Source organism: Nonomuraea sp. NPDC050451 (assembly GCF_044458585.1).
In genome coordinates this window covers 386,948-403,897 of the sequence record NZ_JBITHZ010000002.1, presented here as the reverse complement: position 1 = coordinate 403,897, position 16,950 = coordinate 386,948, and the positions used below count along the sequence as shown (strand labels likewise).

At 68.9% G+C, this 16,950-nt stretch carries 19 protein-coding genes; 10 read left to right on the top strand and 9 right to left on the bottom strand.

Translation table 11 applies throughout. The annotated features are described in order from the left end of the window. The first annotated feature begins 4 nt into the window (after nucleotides 1-4). Nucleotides 5-1,579, top strand: a complete 1,575-nt coding sequence (locus ACIBI9_RS07855; protein WP_397221181.1) for a Na+/H+ antiporter — start codon at nucleotides 5-7, stop codon at nucleotides 1,577-1,579. A 19-nt stretch (nucleotides 1,580-1,598) separates the two neighbouring features. On the opposite strand, the gene ACIBI9_RS07850 is transcribed toward ACIBI9_RS07855, so the two are convergent. After that, nucleotides 1,599-1,856, bottom strand: coding sequence for a UBP-type zinc finger domain-containing protein (locus tag ACIBI9_RS07850; protein ID WP_364747060.1), 258 nt, complete (start codon nucleotides 1,854-1,856; stop codon nucleotides 1,599-1,601). A gap of 124 nt (nucleotides 1,857-1,980) precedes the next feature. Between ACIBI9_RS07850 and ACIBI9_RS07845 the strand changes: the two genes are divergently transcribed. Then, a complete protein-coding gene (locus ACIBI9_RS07845) occupies nucleotides 1,981-2,262 on the top strand; it encodes an ATP-binding cassette domain-containing protein (RefSeq protein ID WP_397221180.1) in 282 nt (93 codons plus the stop codon). 313 nt (nucleotides 2,263-2,575) lie between these two features. Here ACIBI9_RS07845 and ACIBI9_RS07840 read toward each other — a convergent pair whose 3' ends face one another. From ACIBI9_RS07840 to ACIBI9_RS07825, 4 genes are all read right to left on the bottom strand, one after another. After that, on the bottom strand, nucleotides 2,576-2,971 hold the full coding sequence (locus ACIBI9_RS07840) for a hypothetical protein (RefSeq protein ID WP_397221179.1): 396 nt from the start codon (nucleotides 2,969-2,971) through the stop codon (nucleotides 2,576-2,578). Between the two features lie 229 nt (nucleotides 2,972-3,200). After that, nucleotides 3,201-4,118, bottom strand: a complete 918-nt coding sequence (bla, locus tag ACIBI9_RS07835) for a class A beta-lactamase (protein WP_397221178.1) — start codon at nucleotides 4,116-4,118, stop codon at nucleotides 3,201-3,203. Nucleotides 4,119-4,214: 96 nt separating this feature from the next. After that, nucleotides 4,215-4,442 carry a hypothetical protein gene (locus tag ACIBI9_RS07830; RefSeq protein WP_397221177.1) on the bottom strand — a complete coding sequence of 76 codons (228 nt, stop codon included), beginning with the start codon at nucleotides 4,440-4,442 and terminating at the stop codon, nucleotides 4,215-4,217. Beyond that, nucleotides 4,435-5,022 carry a winged helix-turn-helix domain-containing protein gene (locus ACIBI9_RS07825; protein WP_397221176.1) on the bottom strand — a complete coding sequence of 196 codons (588 nt, stop codon included), beginning with the start codon at nucleotides 5,020-5,022 and terminating at the stop codon, nucleotides 4,435-4,437. Before ACIBI9_RS07825 ends, ACIBI9_RS07830 begins: the two co-directional genes overlap by 8 nt. 72 nt (nucleotides 5,023-5,094) lie before the next feature. Between ACIBI9_RS07825 and ACIBI9_RS07820 the strand changes: the two genes are divergently transcribed. From ACIBI9_RS07820 to ACIBI9_RS07805, 4 genes are all read left to right on the top strand, one after another. Further along, nucleotides 5,095-5,484 carry a hypothetical protein gene (locus ACIBI9_RS07820; protein WP_397221175.1) on the top strand — a complete coding sequence of 130 codons (390 nt, stop codon included), beginning with the start codon at nucleotides 5,095-5,097 and terminating at the stop codon, nucleotides 5,482-5,484. Nucleotides 5,485-5,530: 46 nt separating this feature from the next. Continuing rightward, nucleotides 5,531-5,857 (top strand): YidH family protein, encoded by a 327-nt coding sequence (locus ACIBI9_RS07815; RefSeq protein WP_185077672.1) that lies wholly within the window; start codon nucleotides 5,531-5,533, stop codon nucleotides 5,855-5,857. Between the two features lie 17 nt (nucleotides 5,858-5,874). Continuing rightward, a complete protein-coding gene (locus ACIBI9_RS07810) occupies nucleotides 5,875-6,210 on the top strand; it encodes a DUF202 domain-containing protein (protein WP_397221174.1) in 336 nt (111 codons plus the stop codon). 641 nt (nucleotides 6,211-6,851) lie between these two features. Beyond that, nucleotides 6,852-7,172 (top strand): hypothetical protein, encoded by a 321-nt coding sequence (locus tag ACIBI9_RS07805; protein ID WP_397221173.1) that lies wholly within the window; start codon nucleotides 6,852-6,854, stop codon nucleotides 7,170-7,172. A gap of 4 nt (nucleotides 7,173-7,176) precedes the next feature. On the opposite strand, the gene ACIBI9_RS07800 is transcribed toward ACIBI9_RS07805, so the two are convergent. Together ACIBI9_RS07800 and ACIBI9_RS07795 are read right to left on the bottom strand one after the other, a co-directional pair. Beyond that, nucleotides 7,177-9,009, bottom strand: a complete 1,833-nt coding sequence (locus ACIBI9_RS07800) for an ABC transporter ATP-binding protein (RefSeq protein WP_397221172.1) — start codon at nucleotides 9,007-9,009, stop codon at nucleotides 7,177-7,179. Then, nucleotides 9,006-10,790 carry an ABC transporter ATP-binding protein gene (locus ACIBI9_RS07795; RefSeq protein WP_397221171.1) on the bottom strand — a complete coding sequence of 595 codons (1,785 nt, stop codon included), beginning with the start codon at nucleotides 10,788-10,790 and terminating at the stop codon, nucleotides 9,006-9,008. The genes ACIBI9_RS07800 and ACIBI9_RS07795 overlap by 4 nt, the downstream gene beginning before the upstream one ends. Nucleotides 10,791-10,968: 178 nt before the next feature. Between ACIBI9_RS07795 and ACIBI9_RS07790 the strand changes: the two genes are divergently transcribed. Together ACIBI9_RS07790 and ACIBI9_RS07785 are read left to right on the top strand one after the other, a co-directional pair. Beyond that, a complete protein-coding gene (locus ACIBI9_RS07790) occupies nucleotides 10,969-11,442 on the top strand; it encodes a nucleoside deaminase (RefSeq protein ID WP_397221170.1) in 474 nt (157 codons plus the stop codon). A gap of 52 nt (nucleotides 11,443-11,494) precedes the next feature. Further along, nucleotides 11,495-12,832, top strand: coding sequence for a sensor histidine kinase (locus ACIBI9_RS07785; protein WP_397221169.1), 1,338 nt, complete (start codon nucleotides 11,495-11,497; stop codon nucleotides 12,830-12,832). Here the strand turns inward: ACIBI9_RS07785 and ACIBI9_RS07780 are convergent. Continuing rightward, the gene (locus tag ACIBI9_RS07780; protein ID WP_397221168.1) at nucleotides 12,829-13,941 is read right to left on the bottom strand and encodes a ferritin-like domain-containing protein; all 1,113 of its coding nucleotides are present in this window, start codon (nucleotides 13,939-13,941) and stop codon (nucleotides 12,829-12,831) included. The two genes, ACIBI9_RS07785 and ACIBI9_RS07780, sit on opposite strands and share 4 nt — an antisense overlap. Before the next feature lie 89 nt (nucleotides 13,942-14,030). On the opposite strand from ACIBI9_RS07780, the gene ACIBI9_RS07775 reads away from it, so the two are divergent. Further along, a complete protein-coding gene (locus ACIBI9_RS07775) occupies nucleotides 14,031-14,678 on the top strand; it encodes a TetR/AcrR family transcriptional regulator (RefSeq protein ID WP_397221167.1) in 648 nt (215 codons plus the stop codon). 27 nt (nucleotides 14,679-14,705) lie between these two features. Here ACIBI9_RS07775 and ACIBI9_RS07770 read toward each other — a convergent pair whose 3' ends face one another. Continuing rightward, nucleotides 14,706-15,155, bottom strand: a complete 450-nt coding sequence (locus ACIBI9_RS07770; RefSeq protein WP_397221166.1) for a lytic transglycosylase domain-containing protein — start codon at nucleotides 15,153-15,155, stop codon at nucleotides 14,706-14,708. A gap of 725 nt (nucleotides 15,156-15,880) precedes the next feature. Between ACIBI9_RS07770 and ACIBI9_RS07765 the strand changes: the two genes are divergently transcribed. Next, a complete protein-coding gene (locus ACIBI9_RS07765; RefSeq protein WP_397221165.1) occupies nucleotides 15,881-16,915 on the top strand; it encodes a WXG100 family type VII secretion target in 1,035 nt (344 codons plus the stop codon). Nucleotides 16,916-16,950: the final 35 nt, after the last annotated feature.

Below are 16,950 nucleotides of genomic sequence, written 5' to 3'. Positions count from 1 at the left end.
TCCCGTGAACCCGACCATGGGCCTGCAACTGCTGCTGGTGGCGGGCGGCGCGATCGGCGTGGCGGCCGTCGCCCGGCGCAGGGGCTGGCCCGCCCCCCTGCTCCTGGTGGCCGCCGGCCTGCTGGTGTCGCCGCTGGTGCCGGCGGTGCCGCTGCAGCCGGAGCTGGTGCTGTACGTCTTCCTGCCGCCGCTGCTCTACTCCGCCGCGTTCGACAGCTCCTACCTGCGCCTGCGTGACGTCAAACGGCCCGTGGCCCTGCTGTCGGTCGGGCTCGTGCTCTTCACCACCGCCGCCGTCGGACTGGTCGTCCACCTGCTGCTGCCGCAGCTCCCGCTCGCGCTGGCGTTCGCGCTGGGCGCGATCATCGCGCCGCCCGACGCCGTGGCCGCCGTCGCGGTCGGCCGACGGCTGGGCCTGCCTCGCAGGGCGCTGACGATCCTGGTCGGCGAGAGCCTGTTCAACGACGCCACGGCGCTGACCCTCTACCGGGTCGCCGTCGGGGCCGCGCTGGGCGGCACCCTGGACATGTGGCACGGCCTCGGCGACTTCGCGCTCGCCGCGGCGGGCGGCGTGGCGATCGGGCTGGCGGTGGCGTTCGCGCTGGCCTGGCTGTTCAAGCACACGCGCGACTCCCTGGTCGAGAACACGCTGATGCTGCTGATCCCGTTCGCCGCCTATCTCGCGGCGGAGAGCGTGGAGGCCTCGGGCGTGATCGCGGTCGTGATCGTCGGCCTCTATCTGGGCAACCGCATGCACCTGCAGGGGTTCGGCACCCGGCTGGTGTCGGGCGCGGTGTGGAAGGTCACCGACTTCCTCCTGGAGACGATCGTGTTCGCCCTGATCGGGCTCCAGCTCACGACCGTCATCCAGGGCATCTCCGGCTACGACCCGTGGGCGGTCGCGGGCTACGCCGCCGCCGTGCTGGCGATGACGATCGTCAGCAGGTTCGTGTGGGTGTTCGCGGTGACGTACCTGACGAAGCTGGTGAGCAGGAGCAACGCGCCCACCGTGCCGCAGGCGGTGATCCTCGGCTGGGCGGGCATGCGCGGCGTGGTGTCGCTGGCGGCGGCTTTCGCCATCCCGCCGGAGATCCCCGCGCGGGACCGCGCGATGCTGCTGTTCCTGACGTTCACGACCGTGATCGGCACGCTGCTCATCCAGGGCACCACGTTCCCGGCGCTGATCAGGCGGCTGCGCGTGTCGAGCGAGCGGGAGCAGTACGAAGACCGCCTGGCCGAGGCGGCGGCCCAGCAGGCCGCGCTGGAGGCCGGGGTGGCGGAGCTCGAACGGCTCGTAGCCGAGCAGGGCGAGCCGGACGAGATCCAGAAGCAGGTCATCGACCAGCTCAGGGAGAAGTCCTGGCGCCGCTCGCTGAGCGCCTGGGAGCGCCTGGGTGGCGGCACGGGGCAGGGAGGCGCGGAGACTCCCAGCGCCCTCTACCGCCGCCTGCGCCGTGACATGCTCCAGGCCGAGCGCCAGGTCTTCGTGCGGCTGCGCGACGAGCGCCGCCTCGACGACGAGGTGATGCGCGACGTGATGGCGCAACTCGACTTCGAGGAGGCGATCCTGGAGCGCTAGCCGGGAGGAGCCGCGCCGCTCAGCCCATCGCGCTGTCGACGAAGCACCAGCGCCAGTCCTCGCCACGTTCGTAGGACTGGATCACCGGGTGGGCCGTCTCGTGGTAGTGCTGGGTGGCGTGCTTGCCCGGCGAGGAGTCGCAGCAGCCGATGTGACCGCACTCGAGGCAGCGCCGCAGGTGCACCCAGCGGCCCCCGACGGCCAGGCACTCCTCGCAGCCCTCCGGCGTCTTCGCGGCCGGATCGTCCGCCTGGGAAAGATGCTCGCAAATTGCCATAAGAGAAATCCTAGGACCACCAGCACGATCAAATTTCGGCCGCCCCTCTTGTCGGCCGCCGGGCAAGCGTGGACATCGTGCTCATCCGGGAGTGACATAGGCCACACCACCCCTGGAGCCGGGCGTGCTGGAGGTCCGCAACCTCGAAGCCGTCCACGACGACGTGATGCTCGTGCTGCGCGGCGTGAGCCTCAGCGTCCCGCCCGGGGCGGTCGTGGCGCTGCTCGGCGCGGGCAGGACGATCTTGCTCCGTGCCGTCTCCGGGCTGCTCGACGTGCACGACGGCGAGATCACCAAGGGCAGCGTGACGCTGGAGGGCGTGCCCATCCACCACCTCAAGCCCGCCCAGATCGTGCGGCTCGGGGTGAGCCAGGTGATGGAGGGCCGCCGCATCCTCCCGAGCTGACCGTCGAGGAGAACGTCAAGGTCGGCGGCCGAGTCCCACCTGTAGTGCGTCTACGGGCTGTTCCCGCTGCCGCATGAGCGGCGCAGGAGCAGGGCCGGGCCATCATCGAGATCACCAAGAACGAGCCCGACCTGGTCATCCTCACCCCCGACCCGGCCGACGCCCGCCACGATCATCGGCCAGGCGGCCGACTTCTTCACGGGGCCGACGGCGCAGGGTTACACGTTCGACGGTCCTTGCTTCAACAAGCGCTAGGGAACGCGAAGGGCGGACTTGTGCTTCACGAGTCCGCCCTTTCACAGCGGGTCAGGCTCTAGTTGGCGCTGACCTTGCGCTGGATGTCGATGAGGATGTGCATCATCTCGCTCTGGTTGCCCTGCAGTTCGTTGAACTTGGTCGTGAACTTGGCATCCATGGACTCGAACCTGTTGTCGATCTCCTCGAACTTCGTGTCGATCGCCTCGAACTTGGTGTCGATCTTGGCGTCGAGGGCGGTGAACTTCTCGTCGAGTGCCGTGACTCGCTCGTCGAGGACGGTGACCTTGGCATCCAGGGCGGTTACCTTCGTGTCGAGGGTCTTGACGTGGTTGGCCACGCCGTTGATCCGCTCGGTGAGCTGCTGCCCGAGCTCTGCCTGGTCCGCCCGGAGCCGGATGAACTCGTTGTCCAACTCGGTGCCGAGTTTGCAGCAGAGTTCCTTGAAGCTCATGTTGATCTCCCTTACCTTGGAGGTAAGGGACCGGGGATGGTAGTGATCTCCGGTCCCGCTTCTTTGCCAAGAGGATACCCCTTCAATTGGCGATCACAAGCGGAATCGAATGAAGATTCCCCTGGTCAGAGGGCAAGTGGTGCCTTTAGTCCGGAATTATCCGCCCAAATCGGAGAGAATTATTTTCAGGTTAAGCGCGGGTGCGAATGGGGTATCGAAATCCGCGCCCTCAGAGCTTGCCGAGGGCGCGGGCCAGGATGGTGGCCGTGCGGGCGATGGCCGTGTCGTCGCCGGAGTCTCCGGCACTGCGGTTGGTGTAAATGGCCATGATGATGGGAGACACGCCCTTCTTTGGCCAGATGACCGCGATGTCGTTCGCCCCGCCGAAAGCGCCGTTCGTGCCGGTCTTGTCGCCGATCGTCCAGGTCTTCGGCAGGCCGGCGCGGATGCGGGCGTCACCGGTCTTGGTCGCGATCATCCAGGCGTTGAGCTGCTCGCGGTCCTTGGCGGTGAGCGCGTTCCCGGTCGTGACCGCGCGCAGGTCGCGGGCGATGGACGCGGGCGTCGTGATGTCGCGCTTCTCCTTGGGCGTCCAGTCGTTCAGCTCGGTCTCCCAGCGGTCCAGACGGGAGATCGGGTCCTTCAGCGTGCGGAAGTAGCGCGTCAGGCCGGCCGGTCCGCCGATCTGCTTGAGCACCATGTTGCCTGCGGTGTTGTCGCTCAGGGTGATGGTCGCCTCGCACAGCTGGTTGACGGTCAGGCCGTCCTCCACGTGCTTCTCGGTGGTGGGGGAGTTCGGCTTGAGGTCGTCGGCCGTCCAGCGCACGACCTTCTCCATCAGCCCGGGCTCGGAGGTGCGGGCCTTGTGCAGCACGGCCGCGCAGGCCATCGCCTTGAACGTGGACAGCAGCGGGAAACGCTCGTTCGACCGGTACCCGATCGTCCTGCCGGTGGCGGTGTCGATGGCGTACGCGCCGATGCGCCCCTTGAACGACGCCTCCAGCGCGCGCAGTTCCTTGCGCGCCTGAGCCTCGCCCGAGAGCGCCTGCACGGAGCTCGTGGCCGAGGCCGTGCCGGCCGGGAGGGCGCCGCCCGCCAGGAAGGAGATCGTCAACGTGGCAACTGCCGTGAAGCGGCGGTTTCGCATGCTATGTCCTTGCGGTCGTCCGTCAGTGGGCTAGGAGCAAAGCAGATGCGATCACCACGTGTCTAATAGCGATATCGCGAAGGAATCGATATCGGTTCACGCATGAGCCCACGTCAGAATCATGATCCCGGCGACGATCAGCCCGGCGGCGTGCACGCACAACGCGGGCACGACGCCGGCCGCCCCGCCGAGCACCCCCGCCAGCCCCATGCCGGCCAGCGCGGTCGCCGCGTGGGCGCTACCCAGCACGCCGAACACCCCGCCCCGCCGGTCGTCCCGGTTGCCGCCTAACAGCGCGCGAATCCCGCCGGCCCCGTCAATCACCGGAGTCCGTGGGTGGCAGGGGGACGACCATCTGTGTCACCAGCACGGGCCGGGCGCCGTCGGGGCGGGTGGAGGGGGCGTCGACGCGGGCCATCAGCGGCCCGAGCAGCTCCGCCACCGCCGTGCCCAGCGCCGCCACCTCCTCCGCCGTGGCGTAGAGGTACAGGTTTCCCACGCCGCCCACGCCCCGCCACGCCTCGGGCTCGTCCCCGCGGTGCTGGTGCCACTCGGTCAGGCGTGACAGCGCGCGCTCGACGATCACCTGCTCCAGCAGGCTCCGGGCGGCCGCGTGTTCCGGCCCGGCCGCGTCGTCGTCCCACTCCTGGATGGTCTCGGTCGCCTTCCACGGCCGCTCGCGCTCGTCGCGCGCCGCCGCCTGCGCCACGAAGCCGTACTTGGCCAGCTGGCGCAGGTGGTAGGAGGCCAGCGCCTGGCTGATGCCCACCTCCCGCGCGGCCTCGGCGGCGGTCATCGCGCCCGCCCTCAGCAGCAGCTCGTGCAGCGCCAGCCGCACCGGATGCGCGAACGCCCGCATCGCGGCCGGGTCGCTGAGCCGTCGCCGCGAGGATTCCAAAGACATGCTTGGAATGTTGGGCGGCTATCGCCGAAGATGTCAAGGGATCCTTTGGAATACGTTGGGTAGGGTCGAAGCATGCGACTCCTCAAGAGCCGATTCGTGCCCCTGGCCGCCTTCGCTGTCTGTGTCTTCGCCGCCGGATGTGGTGAGGTCAACAGCACCATCGACAAGGCCCAAGCGTGCCTCGAAGCCCCGAAGATCGTCGCCGACCTGGGTGCCCAGCTCAAGACGCTCGCCGACGATCCCAAGGCCATGGACAAGGCCCTCGACGACGCCGCCACCAAGCTCAACGACGTGGCCGACAAGGCCGCCAACACCACGATCAAAGAGGCCTCCGACGACCTGGCCAAGACGCTGAGCGGCATCAACGTCAAGGACGTCAACGACGCCGTGGACGCGACCCAGAAGGTCCTCACCGAGAGCGCGGCCTACGCCGAGAAGGTGGCCAAGGCCTGCACTGGGTGAATCCCAACTTCTCTAGGGGAAATGGGGACGAATTACCGTTTTTCCCATGGAACCCGACCCGCGTTTCACCTTGGCCAATGAACGAACCTTCCTCACCTGGCTGAGCACGGCGCTGGCGCTCAGTGCGGGTGGGGTGGCGATGGCGGCGGTGCCGGAGCACGTGTTCGTGCCGTGGATCCGTACCGCGCTGGCCGTGGTGCTGGTGACGCTCTCCGCGCTCGCGGCGGGCATGGCGTATCCGCGCTGGCGCAACATCCAGCGCGCCCTGCGCCAGCAGGCGCCGCTGCCGCCGCCCGCGCTCGCGGCGGTCTTCGGGTACGGCGTGGCGGCCGTCGCGGTGATTGCCCTCGTGCTGATCATCCTGGCCGCCTGAGCCGGAGGCCGGACCCGATGGCCCCGGAGAAGGAGATCTGGGACGAGGGGCTGCAGAGCGAGCGCACCCGGCTGGCCTGGGTGCGCACGGCCGTGGCGCTGGCCACCGGCGGGCTCGGCGCGGCCGGCCTGTCCCTCAGGCACGGCCTGCCCGTGCCCTCGGTGGTGGCGTTCGCGCTGGCCGCGCTCTGCGGCGCCGTGCTGCTGATCAGGACCGGGGCGCGGTTCCGCCGCGTGCAGGAGGCCCTGCACGGCGGCAAGCCGCTGGACCCGGGGCTCGACGTGCTGTTCGCCTGGCTCGGCACCCTGTGCGTGGTGGCCGGCGCCCTCACCTTTGTCTTCGGGATTCGGTAAGCGCGGTTGCCAGATCTGGAGAAGGAGGCACACACTCGGAGGTGAGGGGGGTGACCTCGTTGGAAGAAGAACACAGGATCGTGCCTTTCGAGTGCCGCGGTTGCTGGCACGTCTGGGAAGAGGAGTACCTCGTCAGGCGCATCGATGACCGTCACGGAAACGAGCGGGAGATCTGGCTGCGCGCCGGGCTCCCCGTCCTGCCGCCGTCACCGGGGGGCGTCATGTGCCCGAGGTGCGGGAGTCAGCAGGCCACGACCTTCCCGGACGGTTACCTGTCCCGACATCCGGAGCTGATCCCGCCCGCGGAGTCCCCCGGGCCAGACGCGACTCCGCTGCTCAGCCCGGTCCCCAGGCCGCATTACCTCGATGCCGCGGAACGCGTGGTCTCAGGCAGGGGACAACCCCGACCACGCCATGAACGCCTAACCTGACACTTGGTGAGCATTTCGTAGCGGCAAGTGTCATAAAGCCCGTCTTGCGGGCGCGCGAAGTCAAGCGGACACTCGGAATCGACGGCGATCAGAAGCCGGGGGGTGGTCCCAGTGACCGAAGGGTTCGACACCCGCGAGACGTGGCCTTTCGAGTGCCTTCGCTGCTTATACGTCTGGGAGGAGAATTTCGTCGTCAGACATCTCTCAGACGTGCACGGCAACGAGGTGGAGCTCTGGCTCAGCGCGGGAGTGACCGTGCCGCCGCCCTGGTCGGGCACCTGCTGCCCGCACTGCGGCGCGTACCACGTGACCTCCTTCCCCACGGGATACCTGGCGCGGCATCCCGAACTCGTGCCCGCCCCGGATCCGGAGCCCGCGCCGGTCTTCGCCGCGGCGACGCCGGAGCCGGGCAGGGTGTCCGCACCGCGGACTCACCTGCCCGGCAGGCTGCTGATCGCGCTCGGGGTGCCGCTGGCGCTGTTCGTCGGGTACGAGCTGTACGCGAACGCCGTGGCCGTGGCACACCACTAGGGAGCTAGCTGAGGCTCTCCAGCCACGCCTGGTGCAGCCCGGCGTAGCGGCCCGAGGCCGCGATGAGCCGGTCCGGCGGACCGTCCTCGACGATCTCGCCGCGGTCCATCACCAGCACCCGGTCGGCGATCTCCACCGTCGAGAGCCGGTGCGCGATGATCAGCGCCGTCCGGTCGGCCAGGATCGTGCGCAGCGCGCGCTGCACCAGCCGCTCGCTCGGCACGTCGAGGCTGGAGGTGGCCTCGTCGAGGATCAGCACGGCGGGATCGGCCAGGAACGCCCTGGCGAACGCGACGAGCTGACGCTGCCCGGCCGACATCCGGCCGCCGCGCTTGCCGACCTCGGTGTCGTAGCCGTCGGGCAGGCTCGAGATGAACTCGTGCGCCCCGATGGCCTTGGTCGCCTCGCGCACCTCCCGGTCGGTGGCGTCGGGCCGGCCGAACCTGATGTTGTCGGCGACCGTGCCGCTGAACAGGAAGTTCTCCTGCGTCACCATGACGACGGCCTGGCGCAGCGCCGGCTCGTCCAGCGTGCGCAGGTCGACGCCGTCGAGCAGCACGCGCCCGTCGGTGGGGTCGTAGAAGCGGGAGATCAGCTTGGCCAGCGTCGTCTTGCCCGCGCCCGTCGCCCCGACCAGCGCCACGCTCTGCCCGGCCGGGATCGTCAGGTCGAGCCGGGGCAGGATCGGCATCTCCTCGACGTAGGCGAAGGTGACGCCCTCGAAGCGCACCTTGCCGCGCGCCCTGCCGTCCGGCAGCCTGGCCGGCTCGCGCGGCTCGGGCACGGAGGGCTCCTCCTCCAGCACGCCCGACAGCTTCTCCAGCGCCGCGCCGGCCGACTGCAGGGTGTTGTAGAACTGGCTGACCTCCTGCATCGGCTCGTAGAACTGGCGCAGGTAGAGCAGGAAAGCGGTCAGCACGCCGACCTTGACCTCGCCCTCCAGCGCCAGCCAGCCGCCGTAGAGCAGCACGCCGCCGATCGTCAGGTTGCCGATCAGCTTGATCCCGGTCATGAACGTCGCGCCGAGCTGCATGCTGCGCGCGTTCGCGCCCCGGTAGTCGTCGTTGAGCTGCTCGAAGATCTCCTGGTTGCGCGGCTCCCTGCGGAAGGCCTGCACCGCGCGGATGCCGGTCATCGACTCCACGAAGTGCACGATCACCAGCGCCACCGTCTCCCGCGTACGCCGGTAGACGATCGCCGACTGCTGCCGGAACCACCGGGTGAACAGCAGCAGGAACGGCAGCGGGACGAGCGCCAGCAGGCCCAGGTGCACGTCCAGCACCAGCAGCAGCACGGCCGTGCCCGCCATGGTCAGCACGGCCTTGACCAGCGCGTCGAACCCCGACTGGAGCAGCTCGGCGATGGCCTCGATGTCGGAGGTCAGCCGCGAGATGACGCGCCCTGAGGTGTACTGCTCGTGGAAGCTCAGCGACAGGCGCTGGAAGTGGTCGAACACCCTCCTGCGCAGTTCGAGCAGGGTGCCCTGGCCGATCCGGCCCGACAGCGTCAGGAACGCCCGTCGCGTGAGCGCCTGCGTGATCGCCGCGGCCAGGATCACCCCCACCACGGTCAGCAGGACGGCGGGGCCGGCCCCGCTCGTGATCGGCGGGATGCCCTCGTCGATCCCGATGGAGACCAGGAAGGGGATCGAGAGCCCGGCCGCGTTGGAGACGACGATGATCGCGACGAGCAGCCCGATCTTCTTCCGGTACGGCCTGAGCAGGTCGCCGAGCAGCCGCCGGGAGCGCTCCCGGAGCAGGACGGACACCTTCTCCGGCAGCTCGTCCTGGTCCTCGGAGCCCACACCCCGCCAGGACGCCGTGGTGGTCGTGGTCATCGCAGCGCTCCTTCCGAGGCGTCGTCGAAGTCGGCGTCCTGGGCCAGCAGCTCGCGGTATTCGGGCACCTGCGCCAGCAGCTCGTGGTGCTGCCCGACGTGCGTGATCGTGCCGCCCCGCAGCAGCGCCACCTTGTCGGCAAGCAGCACGGTGGAGGCGCGGTGGGCGACCACGATGCCGGTCGCGTCACGCAGCACGTGCCGCAGCGCCTCCTCCACGAGCGCCTCGGTCTCCACGTCGAGCGCGGAGAGGGTGTCGTCGAGCACGAGGATCCGCGGCTTGCTCAGCACGGCCCGCGCCAGGGCCAGGCGCTGCCGCTGGCCGCCGGACAGGGACAGGCCCTGCTCGCCGATGCGGGTGTCGAGGCCCCACGGCAGGTCGTACACGAACATGGCCTGCGCGGTCTGGACGGCCTCGGCCAGTTCCTCTTCGGTGGCGTCGAGCCGGCCGAGCGTGAGGTTCTCCCGCACGCTCATCGAGAACAGCGTCGGCTCCTCGAACGCCGTGGCCACCACCGAGCGGAGGCTGGTCAGCTCGAGGTCGCGCACGTCGTACCCGTCGATCGTGACGCGGCCCTCGGTGGGGTCGATCAGCCGCGGCACCAGGGCCGTCAGCGTGGTCTTGCCGGAGCCGGTCGCGCCGACGACGGCCACCGTCTCACCGGGGCGCACGTCCAGCCAGACGTCGCGCAGCACCGGCTCCTCGGAGTCGTGGAAGCGGAACCCGACACCCTCGAAGCGCAGGTGGCCGTGGGGTCTGTCGATGGTCCGCGTGCCGCCCTCGATGGCGGGAACGGTGTCCATGACCTCCATGAGCCGGTCGGCGGAGGTCATGGCCTCCTGGGCCATGGCCAGGATGTAGCCCATGCTCGCGATCGGCCAGACGAGCTGGAGCATCAGCGTGGTGAACGCGACCAGCGCGCCCAGCGTCAGCGCGCCCGTGCCGACGGCCAGCGCGCCCAGCAGCAGCACCAGGGCGAGCGTGATGTTGGGGATGATCTCGAGGAAGGCGAAGAACTTGGCCAGCAGCCGGGCCTTGTCCATGGAGGTGCCGTAGACCTTGAGCGCGCCCTCGTCGTAGCGGTCGAAGACGTAGTGGCGGCGGCCGAAGGCCTTGATCGTGCGGATGCCGAGGGCGGACTCCTCGACGAGCGTGGCGAGGTCGCCCTGCTCGTCCTGCACCTGGCGGGAGGTCTTGATGTAGCGCTTCTCGAACCGCAGCGACAGCCACACGATCGGTACGGCCGAGGCCAGCACCAGCAGCCCGAGCGGCCAGTACTTGTTCAGCAGCAGCACGGTCACGGTGATCAGCTGCAGGATGTTCATGACCAGGAAGAGCATGCCGAAGCCGAGGAAGCGCCGGATGGTCGACAGGTCGGTCGTGGCCCGGGATAACAGCTGGCCGGACTGCCAGTCGCCGTGGAAGCCCATGGGCAGCCGCTGCAGGTGCTCGTAGAGGTCGTCGCGGATCGCGGTCTCGAGGCCGAGCACCGGTTTCACCTGGGCCCACCGCCGCAGGAGGATCAGCAGGGCCTCGACGACGCCGACGCCGATCGCGAGCAGCCCGAGGGGGAGCAGCGCGCCGGAGTCCCCGTGGGCCACGGGGCCGTCGATGACCTTCTCGCTGATGAGGGGGAGCGCGATGCCGGCCGCGATGCCGACGATCGCCGCCAGCCAGATGAACACCAATCTGACGACGTAGGGGCGGAGGTAGGACTTCATCCGCCACAGGGAGTTGGAGGAGAGCAGGGGACGTTGAGGTATGTGCGTATCGGGAGGCATCCCTTCTAGGCTAATACGAGGGTTCAACCGATTTTCAGTAGCCCGAAGAGTGCGGTTCTTGTACGTGACGTGCAGAAACGGTGAAAGATCTTGCACATTCGGCGGACCGTTACTTTTGTTGTGATCTGTTGGGGTATGTTCTTCGCCCTGCTCGGCGGCCGTCTAGGATGGGGGACTCATGATCGCTGAATCGGAGATGCCGCACCTGCGCCGCTGCGTCGAGCTGGCCACGCGGGCGCTGGAGGTGGGCGACGAACCGTTCGGCTCGGTGCTGGTCGCCGGCGACGGGACCGTGCTGGCCGAGGACCACAACCGGGTGGCCGGCGGCGACAACACGCAGCATCCGGAGTTCGCGCTGGCCCGCTGGTCGGCGGCCCACCTGACGCCCGAGGAGCGGGCGGCCGCCACCGTCTACACCTCCGGCGAGCACTGCCCGATGTGCGCCGCCGCCCACGCGTGGGTCGGGCTGGGCCGCATCGTGTACGTGGCCTCGTCGGAGCAGCTCGCCGCGTGGCTGTCGGAGCTCGGCGTCCCACAGCCGCCCGTACGCACGTTGCCGATCAATGAGGTCGCGCCCGGAGTGGTGGTCGAGGGCCCGGTGCCGGAGCTGGCCGAGGAGGTCCACGAGCTGCACCGCCGTTTCCACGGCTGAGCAAATATACCGTTTTACCTGGGGTTTGTACTCTCCGTGACAGAGTACGGCCATGGTGTTCGGCCGCTCGATCAGGGCCCGGATGACCATCGCGACGGTGGTGGTCTTCGGGGCCGTCGTCCTTCTGGGGGTTCTGGCGATCTCGCTGACCTACCCCGTGCGGGCGCGGGCGGACCTCGTCCAGCAGGCGGACGACGCCAGCCGGCACCTGGCCATGACCATCACCGAGCAACGGTTCAGCGGCCCCATCCCGCCGCGGAAGGGCGTCTACCTCTTCCAGATCGTGAACTCCGCCGGCGACGTGCTGGCCGCCAGCACCGGACTCGCCGGCCAGCCGCCGCTCACCCGGGCCTGGCCCAGGAGAGGCGACTTGCGGGTCCAGACCCGGGTGTGTTCCGGCAGGTGCATGGTCGTCGTGGGGACGAGCAACCCCGCCAGCGCGTACGGGTCCGTCACCGCCTTCGCGGCCCTGCGGGAGCCGTTCCTGCTGAGCTCGCCGTTCCTGCCCCTGGTGCTGACCGCCTTCGGGGCGGTGCTGGTGGCGCTGACGGGATGGGGCTCCTGGTACGGGGTCGGCCGGGTGCTGGACCCCGTGGAGCGGATCAGGTCGGGACTGGCCCGCATCAGCGCCCAGGACCTGAGCCGGCGCATCGACGTGCCCGACACGCAGGACGAGGTCGCCGAGCTGGCCGCCACGGTCAACGAGACCCTGGAGCGGCTGGAGGACGCCGTGGCCCGGCACCGGCGCTTCGTCTCCGACGCCTCCCACGAGCTGCGGACGCCGATCACCGGGCTTCTGGTACGGCTGGAGTCGGGGCTCGCGGACCTGCACGAAGGCGAGTGGCGGGCGGCGATCAAGGACGCCGAGCGGCTGTCGGACATCGTCCACGACCTGCTCCTGATGGCCCGGCTGGACGCGGGGGTGCAACCCGAGCAGGAGCGGATCGAGCTGGGGAAGCTGGTCGAGGAGGAGGTCGCGCGGCAAACCTGCCGGCTGCCGCTGACGATGGACGTGGAGCCGGGGCTCTTCGTCCGCGGCAACCGGCTCCGGCTCGCCCGGCTGCTGACGAACCTGCTGTCCAACGCCGACCGGTACGGGGACTCCCGGGTGTGGATCTCCGTGCGCGGATGGGCGGACCAGGCCGTGGTGGAGGTGCTGGACGACGGGCCGGGGATCCCGGCGGAGATGCGGGACCGGGTGTTCGAGCGGTTCACCCGCCTCGATCACACCCGGTCACGGGACACCGGGGGCACCGGGCTGGGGCTGCCGATCGCCCGCGACATCGCCAAGGCCCACGGCGGGACGCTGGAGATCGGGGACGGCCCCGGGGCCCGGATGATCCTGCGCCTGCCGCAGAGCCTGCCCGCACCCGACGCGACGCGGCTCTAGGACTTGCCGAGCTCGACGGTCTCGGCCACCTCGGCGTGCCGCTCGGCCTCCTCCTGGGCGAACCGCTCCGCGTCGAGCTTGTCGGCGATGTCCTCGTCCTGGCGCATCAGGGCGTCCAGGGACTGGCCCGCCATCTCCAGCACTCCCATCTCCGCGTACGCCTGCCGCAGCCGCGGGCTCCACAGCCCGATGTCCTTGACGCACGGCACGATCCGGCTGAACAGCAGCGACCTGAACAGCCGCAGGTATTCGGAGTGGTCGGTGGCCTCCATGGCCTCGTCGACCTCGGCCTTCGACAGGCCCAGGTTCTCCCAGGTCTCCCGGCCGCGCAGCCGGTCGCGCATGAGGTAGCAGCCCTCGATGACGAAGTCCTCGCGCTCGCGCAGCTCCGTCTCCGACAGGCTCCGGTAGTAGTCGCGCAGCGCCATCCGGCCGAAGGCCACGTGCCTGGCCTCGTCCTGCATCACGTACGCGAGGATCTGCTTGGGCAGCGGCTTGGTCGTGATGTCGCGCATCACCCCGAACGCCGCCAGCGCCAGCCCCTCGATGAGCACCTGCATGCCGAGGTAGGGCATGTCCCAGCGGGAGTCGCTCAGCGTGCTGTCGAGCAGGGCCTTGAGGTGCTCGTTGATCGGGTACGCCAGGCCCACCTTCTCCTGCAGGAAGCGCGCGTACGTCTCGGCGTGGCGCGCCTCGTCCATCGTCTGGGTGGCGGCGTAGAACTTCGAGTCGAGGTCGGGGACCGACTCCACGATCTTGGCCGAGCAGATCATCGCGCCCTGCTCGCCGTGCAGGAACTGGGAGAACTGCCACGCCGCGCCGTGCCGCCGCACCTCGTTACGGGTCTGCTCGCTCATCCGCTCCCAGAGCGGGGTGCCGTGGATCGCGATGGTCTGGTCGGGGACGCCCAGGACGTTGTACGGATCGACCTCGAGGTCCCAGTCGATGCGCTTGGTCGAGTCCCACTGCTTGTCCTTGCCCTTCTGGTAGAGCGCCAGCATGCGGTCCCGGCCGTCGTCGTACTCCCAGGTGAATCGGCTCGCCCCGGCCATCTCGACGTTCCACGTGGAGAGCTCGGCGGGGATGGTGTAGAGATCGTGGGTCGACATGGAACCTCCCGAGGGGGTCACGTACACCGTACGTACGTCCGCCTTCCGAGAGTTCCACGTACACCGTACGTACGTCAATAGAATGAGGTATGCCTACGGAGCCCCTCTCGCGAGGCCGCATCGTCGCCACGGCCATCGACCTCATCGAGCGCGAAGGCGCCGACGCGGTCTCCATGCGGCGCATCGCGGCCGAGCTCGGCGTCGGTGTGATGTCCCTCTACAACCACGTGCCCAACAAGGACGCCCTGCTCAACGGGGTGGCCGAGGCGGTGCTGAGCGAGATCGAGTTCACCGACGACCCCGGCGCGCACTGGACCGAGCGGGTGCGCATGCAGGCTCGGGCGTTCCGCCAGATCGCCCACGATCATCCGCGCTCGACCATGGTGGTCGTCAGCCGCCAGCTCCACTCCACGGCCGGGCTGCTGCCGGTCGAGCGGGCGCTGGCCACGCTGCGCAGCGCCGGGTTCGACGGGGCGGACGCGGTCAGGATGCTGCGGATGTTCATCGCGTACATCGTGGGCTCGTTGCTGCGGGAGGTGGGGGTGACGCCCACGTTCGCGCCCGTCCACAACCGGCTGGTCAAGGCCGAGGGCGTCGATCCCGCGCTGTTCCCCGAGGTCCACTCACTGGCGCCGCTGCTGGACCAGTGCGATCACGAGGCGGAGTTCGAGTTCGGGCTGGAGCTGCTCATCCAGGCGATCGAGGTGCACGTGGCGCGCAGGGAGGGCACCCGGTGAACACCGGGTGCCCTCGCCCGCCTTCGGCTAGTACCAGTTGTGCGATCTCCAATGTCCCCAGGCGCCGCACGGCCTGCCGTACCTCCCCTTGATGTAGGAAAGTCCCCACCGGATCTGCGTCTCCGGGTTGGACTTCCAGTCGCGGCCGGCGCCGCGCATCTTGCCCGCGGGCAGTGCCTGCGGGATGCCGTACGCGCCGGACGAGCGGTTGCGTGCGTGATGGTTCCAGTTGCTCTCCCTGGTCCAGAGATTGTCCAGGCAGCGGAACTCCTGCAGGTTCCAGGACCGCTGGACCACCTGGTCCAGCGCGATCCTCTTGTTCTTGCTCGGCGTCGCCACCGCGGCCTTGGGCTGCGCCTTCGTCGTCCAGGTCCCGATCCGCACCACGGGCGGGCGCTCGGCCCAGGCCGCAGGTGCCCCGATCGCGGTGAACGCGGTGAATGCGGTGACGCTGATGAGCGCGCGTTTGCTGTCCAAGTCGATCCTTGCTGTCGGGTCGCGTGCGGACAGGCGCACTGCATCGGGCGCCCCTGCCGATCCGCGTCCGTGGCTCGGACGCGGAGGGTCCGCGCGGCCCTCCGGGAATCCGGCACCGCCCGATCCCGCTGGGCGGCCCGAAGGGCGCCGCGACGTGTCCTCTAGCACGATTCCTATTACGTTCGGTCACCGCGGGTCATACATCTCGACACGCGGTGGAGAGGTGTTTGCGCGAGCGTTGCGGATATAAGTCCCTCTCGCAGGGCCGACCTTGCCCGCCCCGTAGTCCGGCTGAACGGCCCTTGCCGCAAACCGCGACCAACTATGGGGTTTGGGCGTGCGCGAACTGCGGGTAAGCACGGCCTTCCACGATTGGGCGCTTCGCGCGCCTGCTGGAGCCCACCCCAAGCTCGCTCGCTACACCCGCGACTCGCGCGGCGGAGTGGCCCCATGGGTGTCGTTGCCTGGGAGGGATTCGGGGATCCCGGGCCGTTCCGGGTGGAGGTGATCGCGACCTCGATGTGCTCGCCTGTCGGCTCGTCGCAGTGTTGTCCGTCCGGGCGCCGGGGTCTCAACCTGAGAGGCGTGTCTGACTTCAAAATACTGACTCCAGCAAGTATTCACCGTCAGTTCGGTCGCACGTAGTCGGGGGTTCTCATCGAGTTGGCTAGCGTTGGACGACGTCGCCCGCCGTAAGTCGAATAAGTCAACGAAGGTGATGTCGCGTGGCTCTGAGAACCGACCCTGAGACCGATGGAGTGGCCGGAGGCATTCTTCCCAGACCGGTGGACGAATGGCCGGGGCTCGGCGACATGGTCAGAGACGGTTTCGAGGTCGATCGCGGGGCGTTGCGGGAGACCGGCATACGTCTCGTGGTCGACCTCAATGACATCGACATCCCCCATTGGTGGCGTGAACCGGGTTTCAACGCCGGCGACTGGGGCCGGGCCAATGACGTTTCTGTGCTCTTTCGCAGATTCTCGGACGATCTGTTCTGTGTCGCCAGTGACGCGGTGGTCGAGTGTCTGGCGGCCGCCTGCGGCGTCGCCACCGCCGGTCAGAACTACGACATCGCCGAGAACCACAGTTGGCTGACGAGGCAGTCATTCTGGAATCGAGGCCACGGTCCCACCACCGGAGTGAGCCCCCACGCGCCGACGCCGAGAAGCAACTGGAGCGACGTGGAGAAGGGCTACGCGCTCAGTCGTCACTATCCGTCGGGAGGCTTCGCGGCCGACTGGGAGGGCATCGAGGGCAGCCATGATTACGACGGCCTCAGCAAGGAGGAGATCAGGGCGCTGCTGATGACCGGCGACGAGAGCGGGATGCGAAATTTTTCCAAGGTGACGAAGGCGATCGCCGACGACCTGGACGGATTGAAGGGCAAGCTGCGGTCGCACGCGGATGGCGTCAGTTACAAGTGGGGCGGTGCCGCGGCGGAGAAGGCGCAGGGGGCGCTGAAGCAGATTTATGAGGCCCTCGGCCCGTTGGTCGACGCGCACAATTCGCTCAGTACGCTCGCCCGCAGGTGCGCTGACGACATCATTGCGCCCGCCAAGGCGCGCTTCGATCACGCCGTTGCCGACGAAAATTGGTTCACCGACCTGTTCCAGGACGACGACGACAGTTCCGCCCGCAACTTCTTGAGAGAAGTCGACACGCAATTGTCGCAAGAAGTGCTCGCGCGTTTCCCGCAGTACATCCGGATCGACCTCCCGGGTCTCATCCACCCAGAGGACAGGCTTACGTATCACTCGTGAGGGATCGCAGGATCGGCGGCGGCCACGTGCCGCCG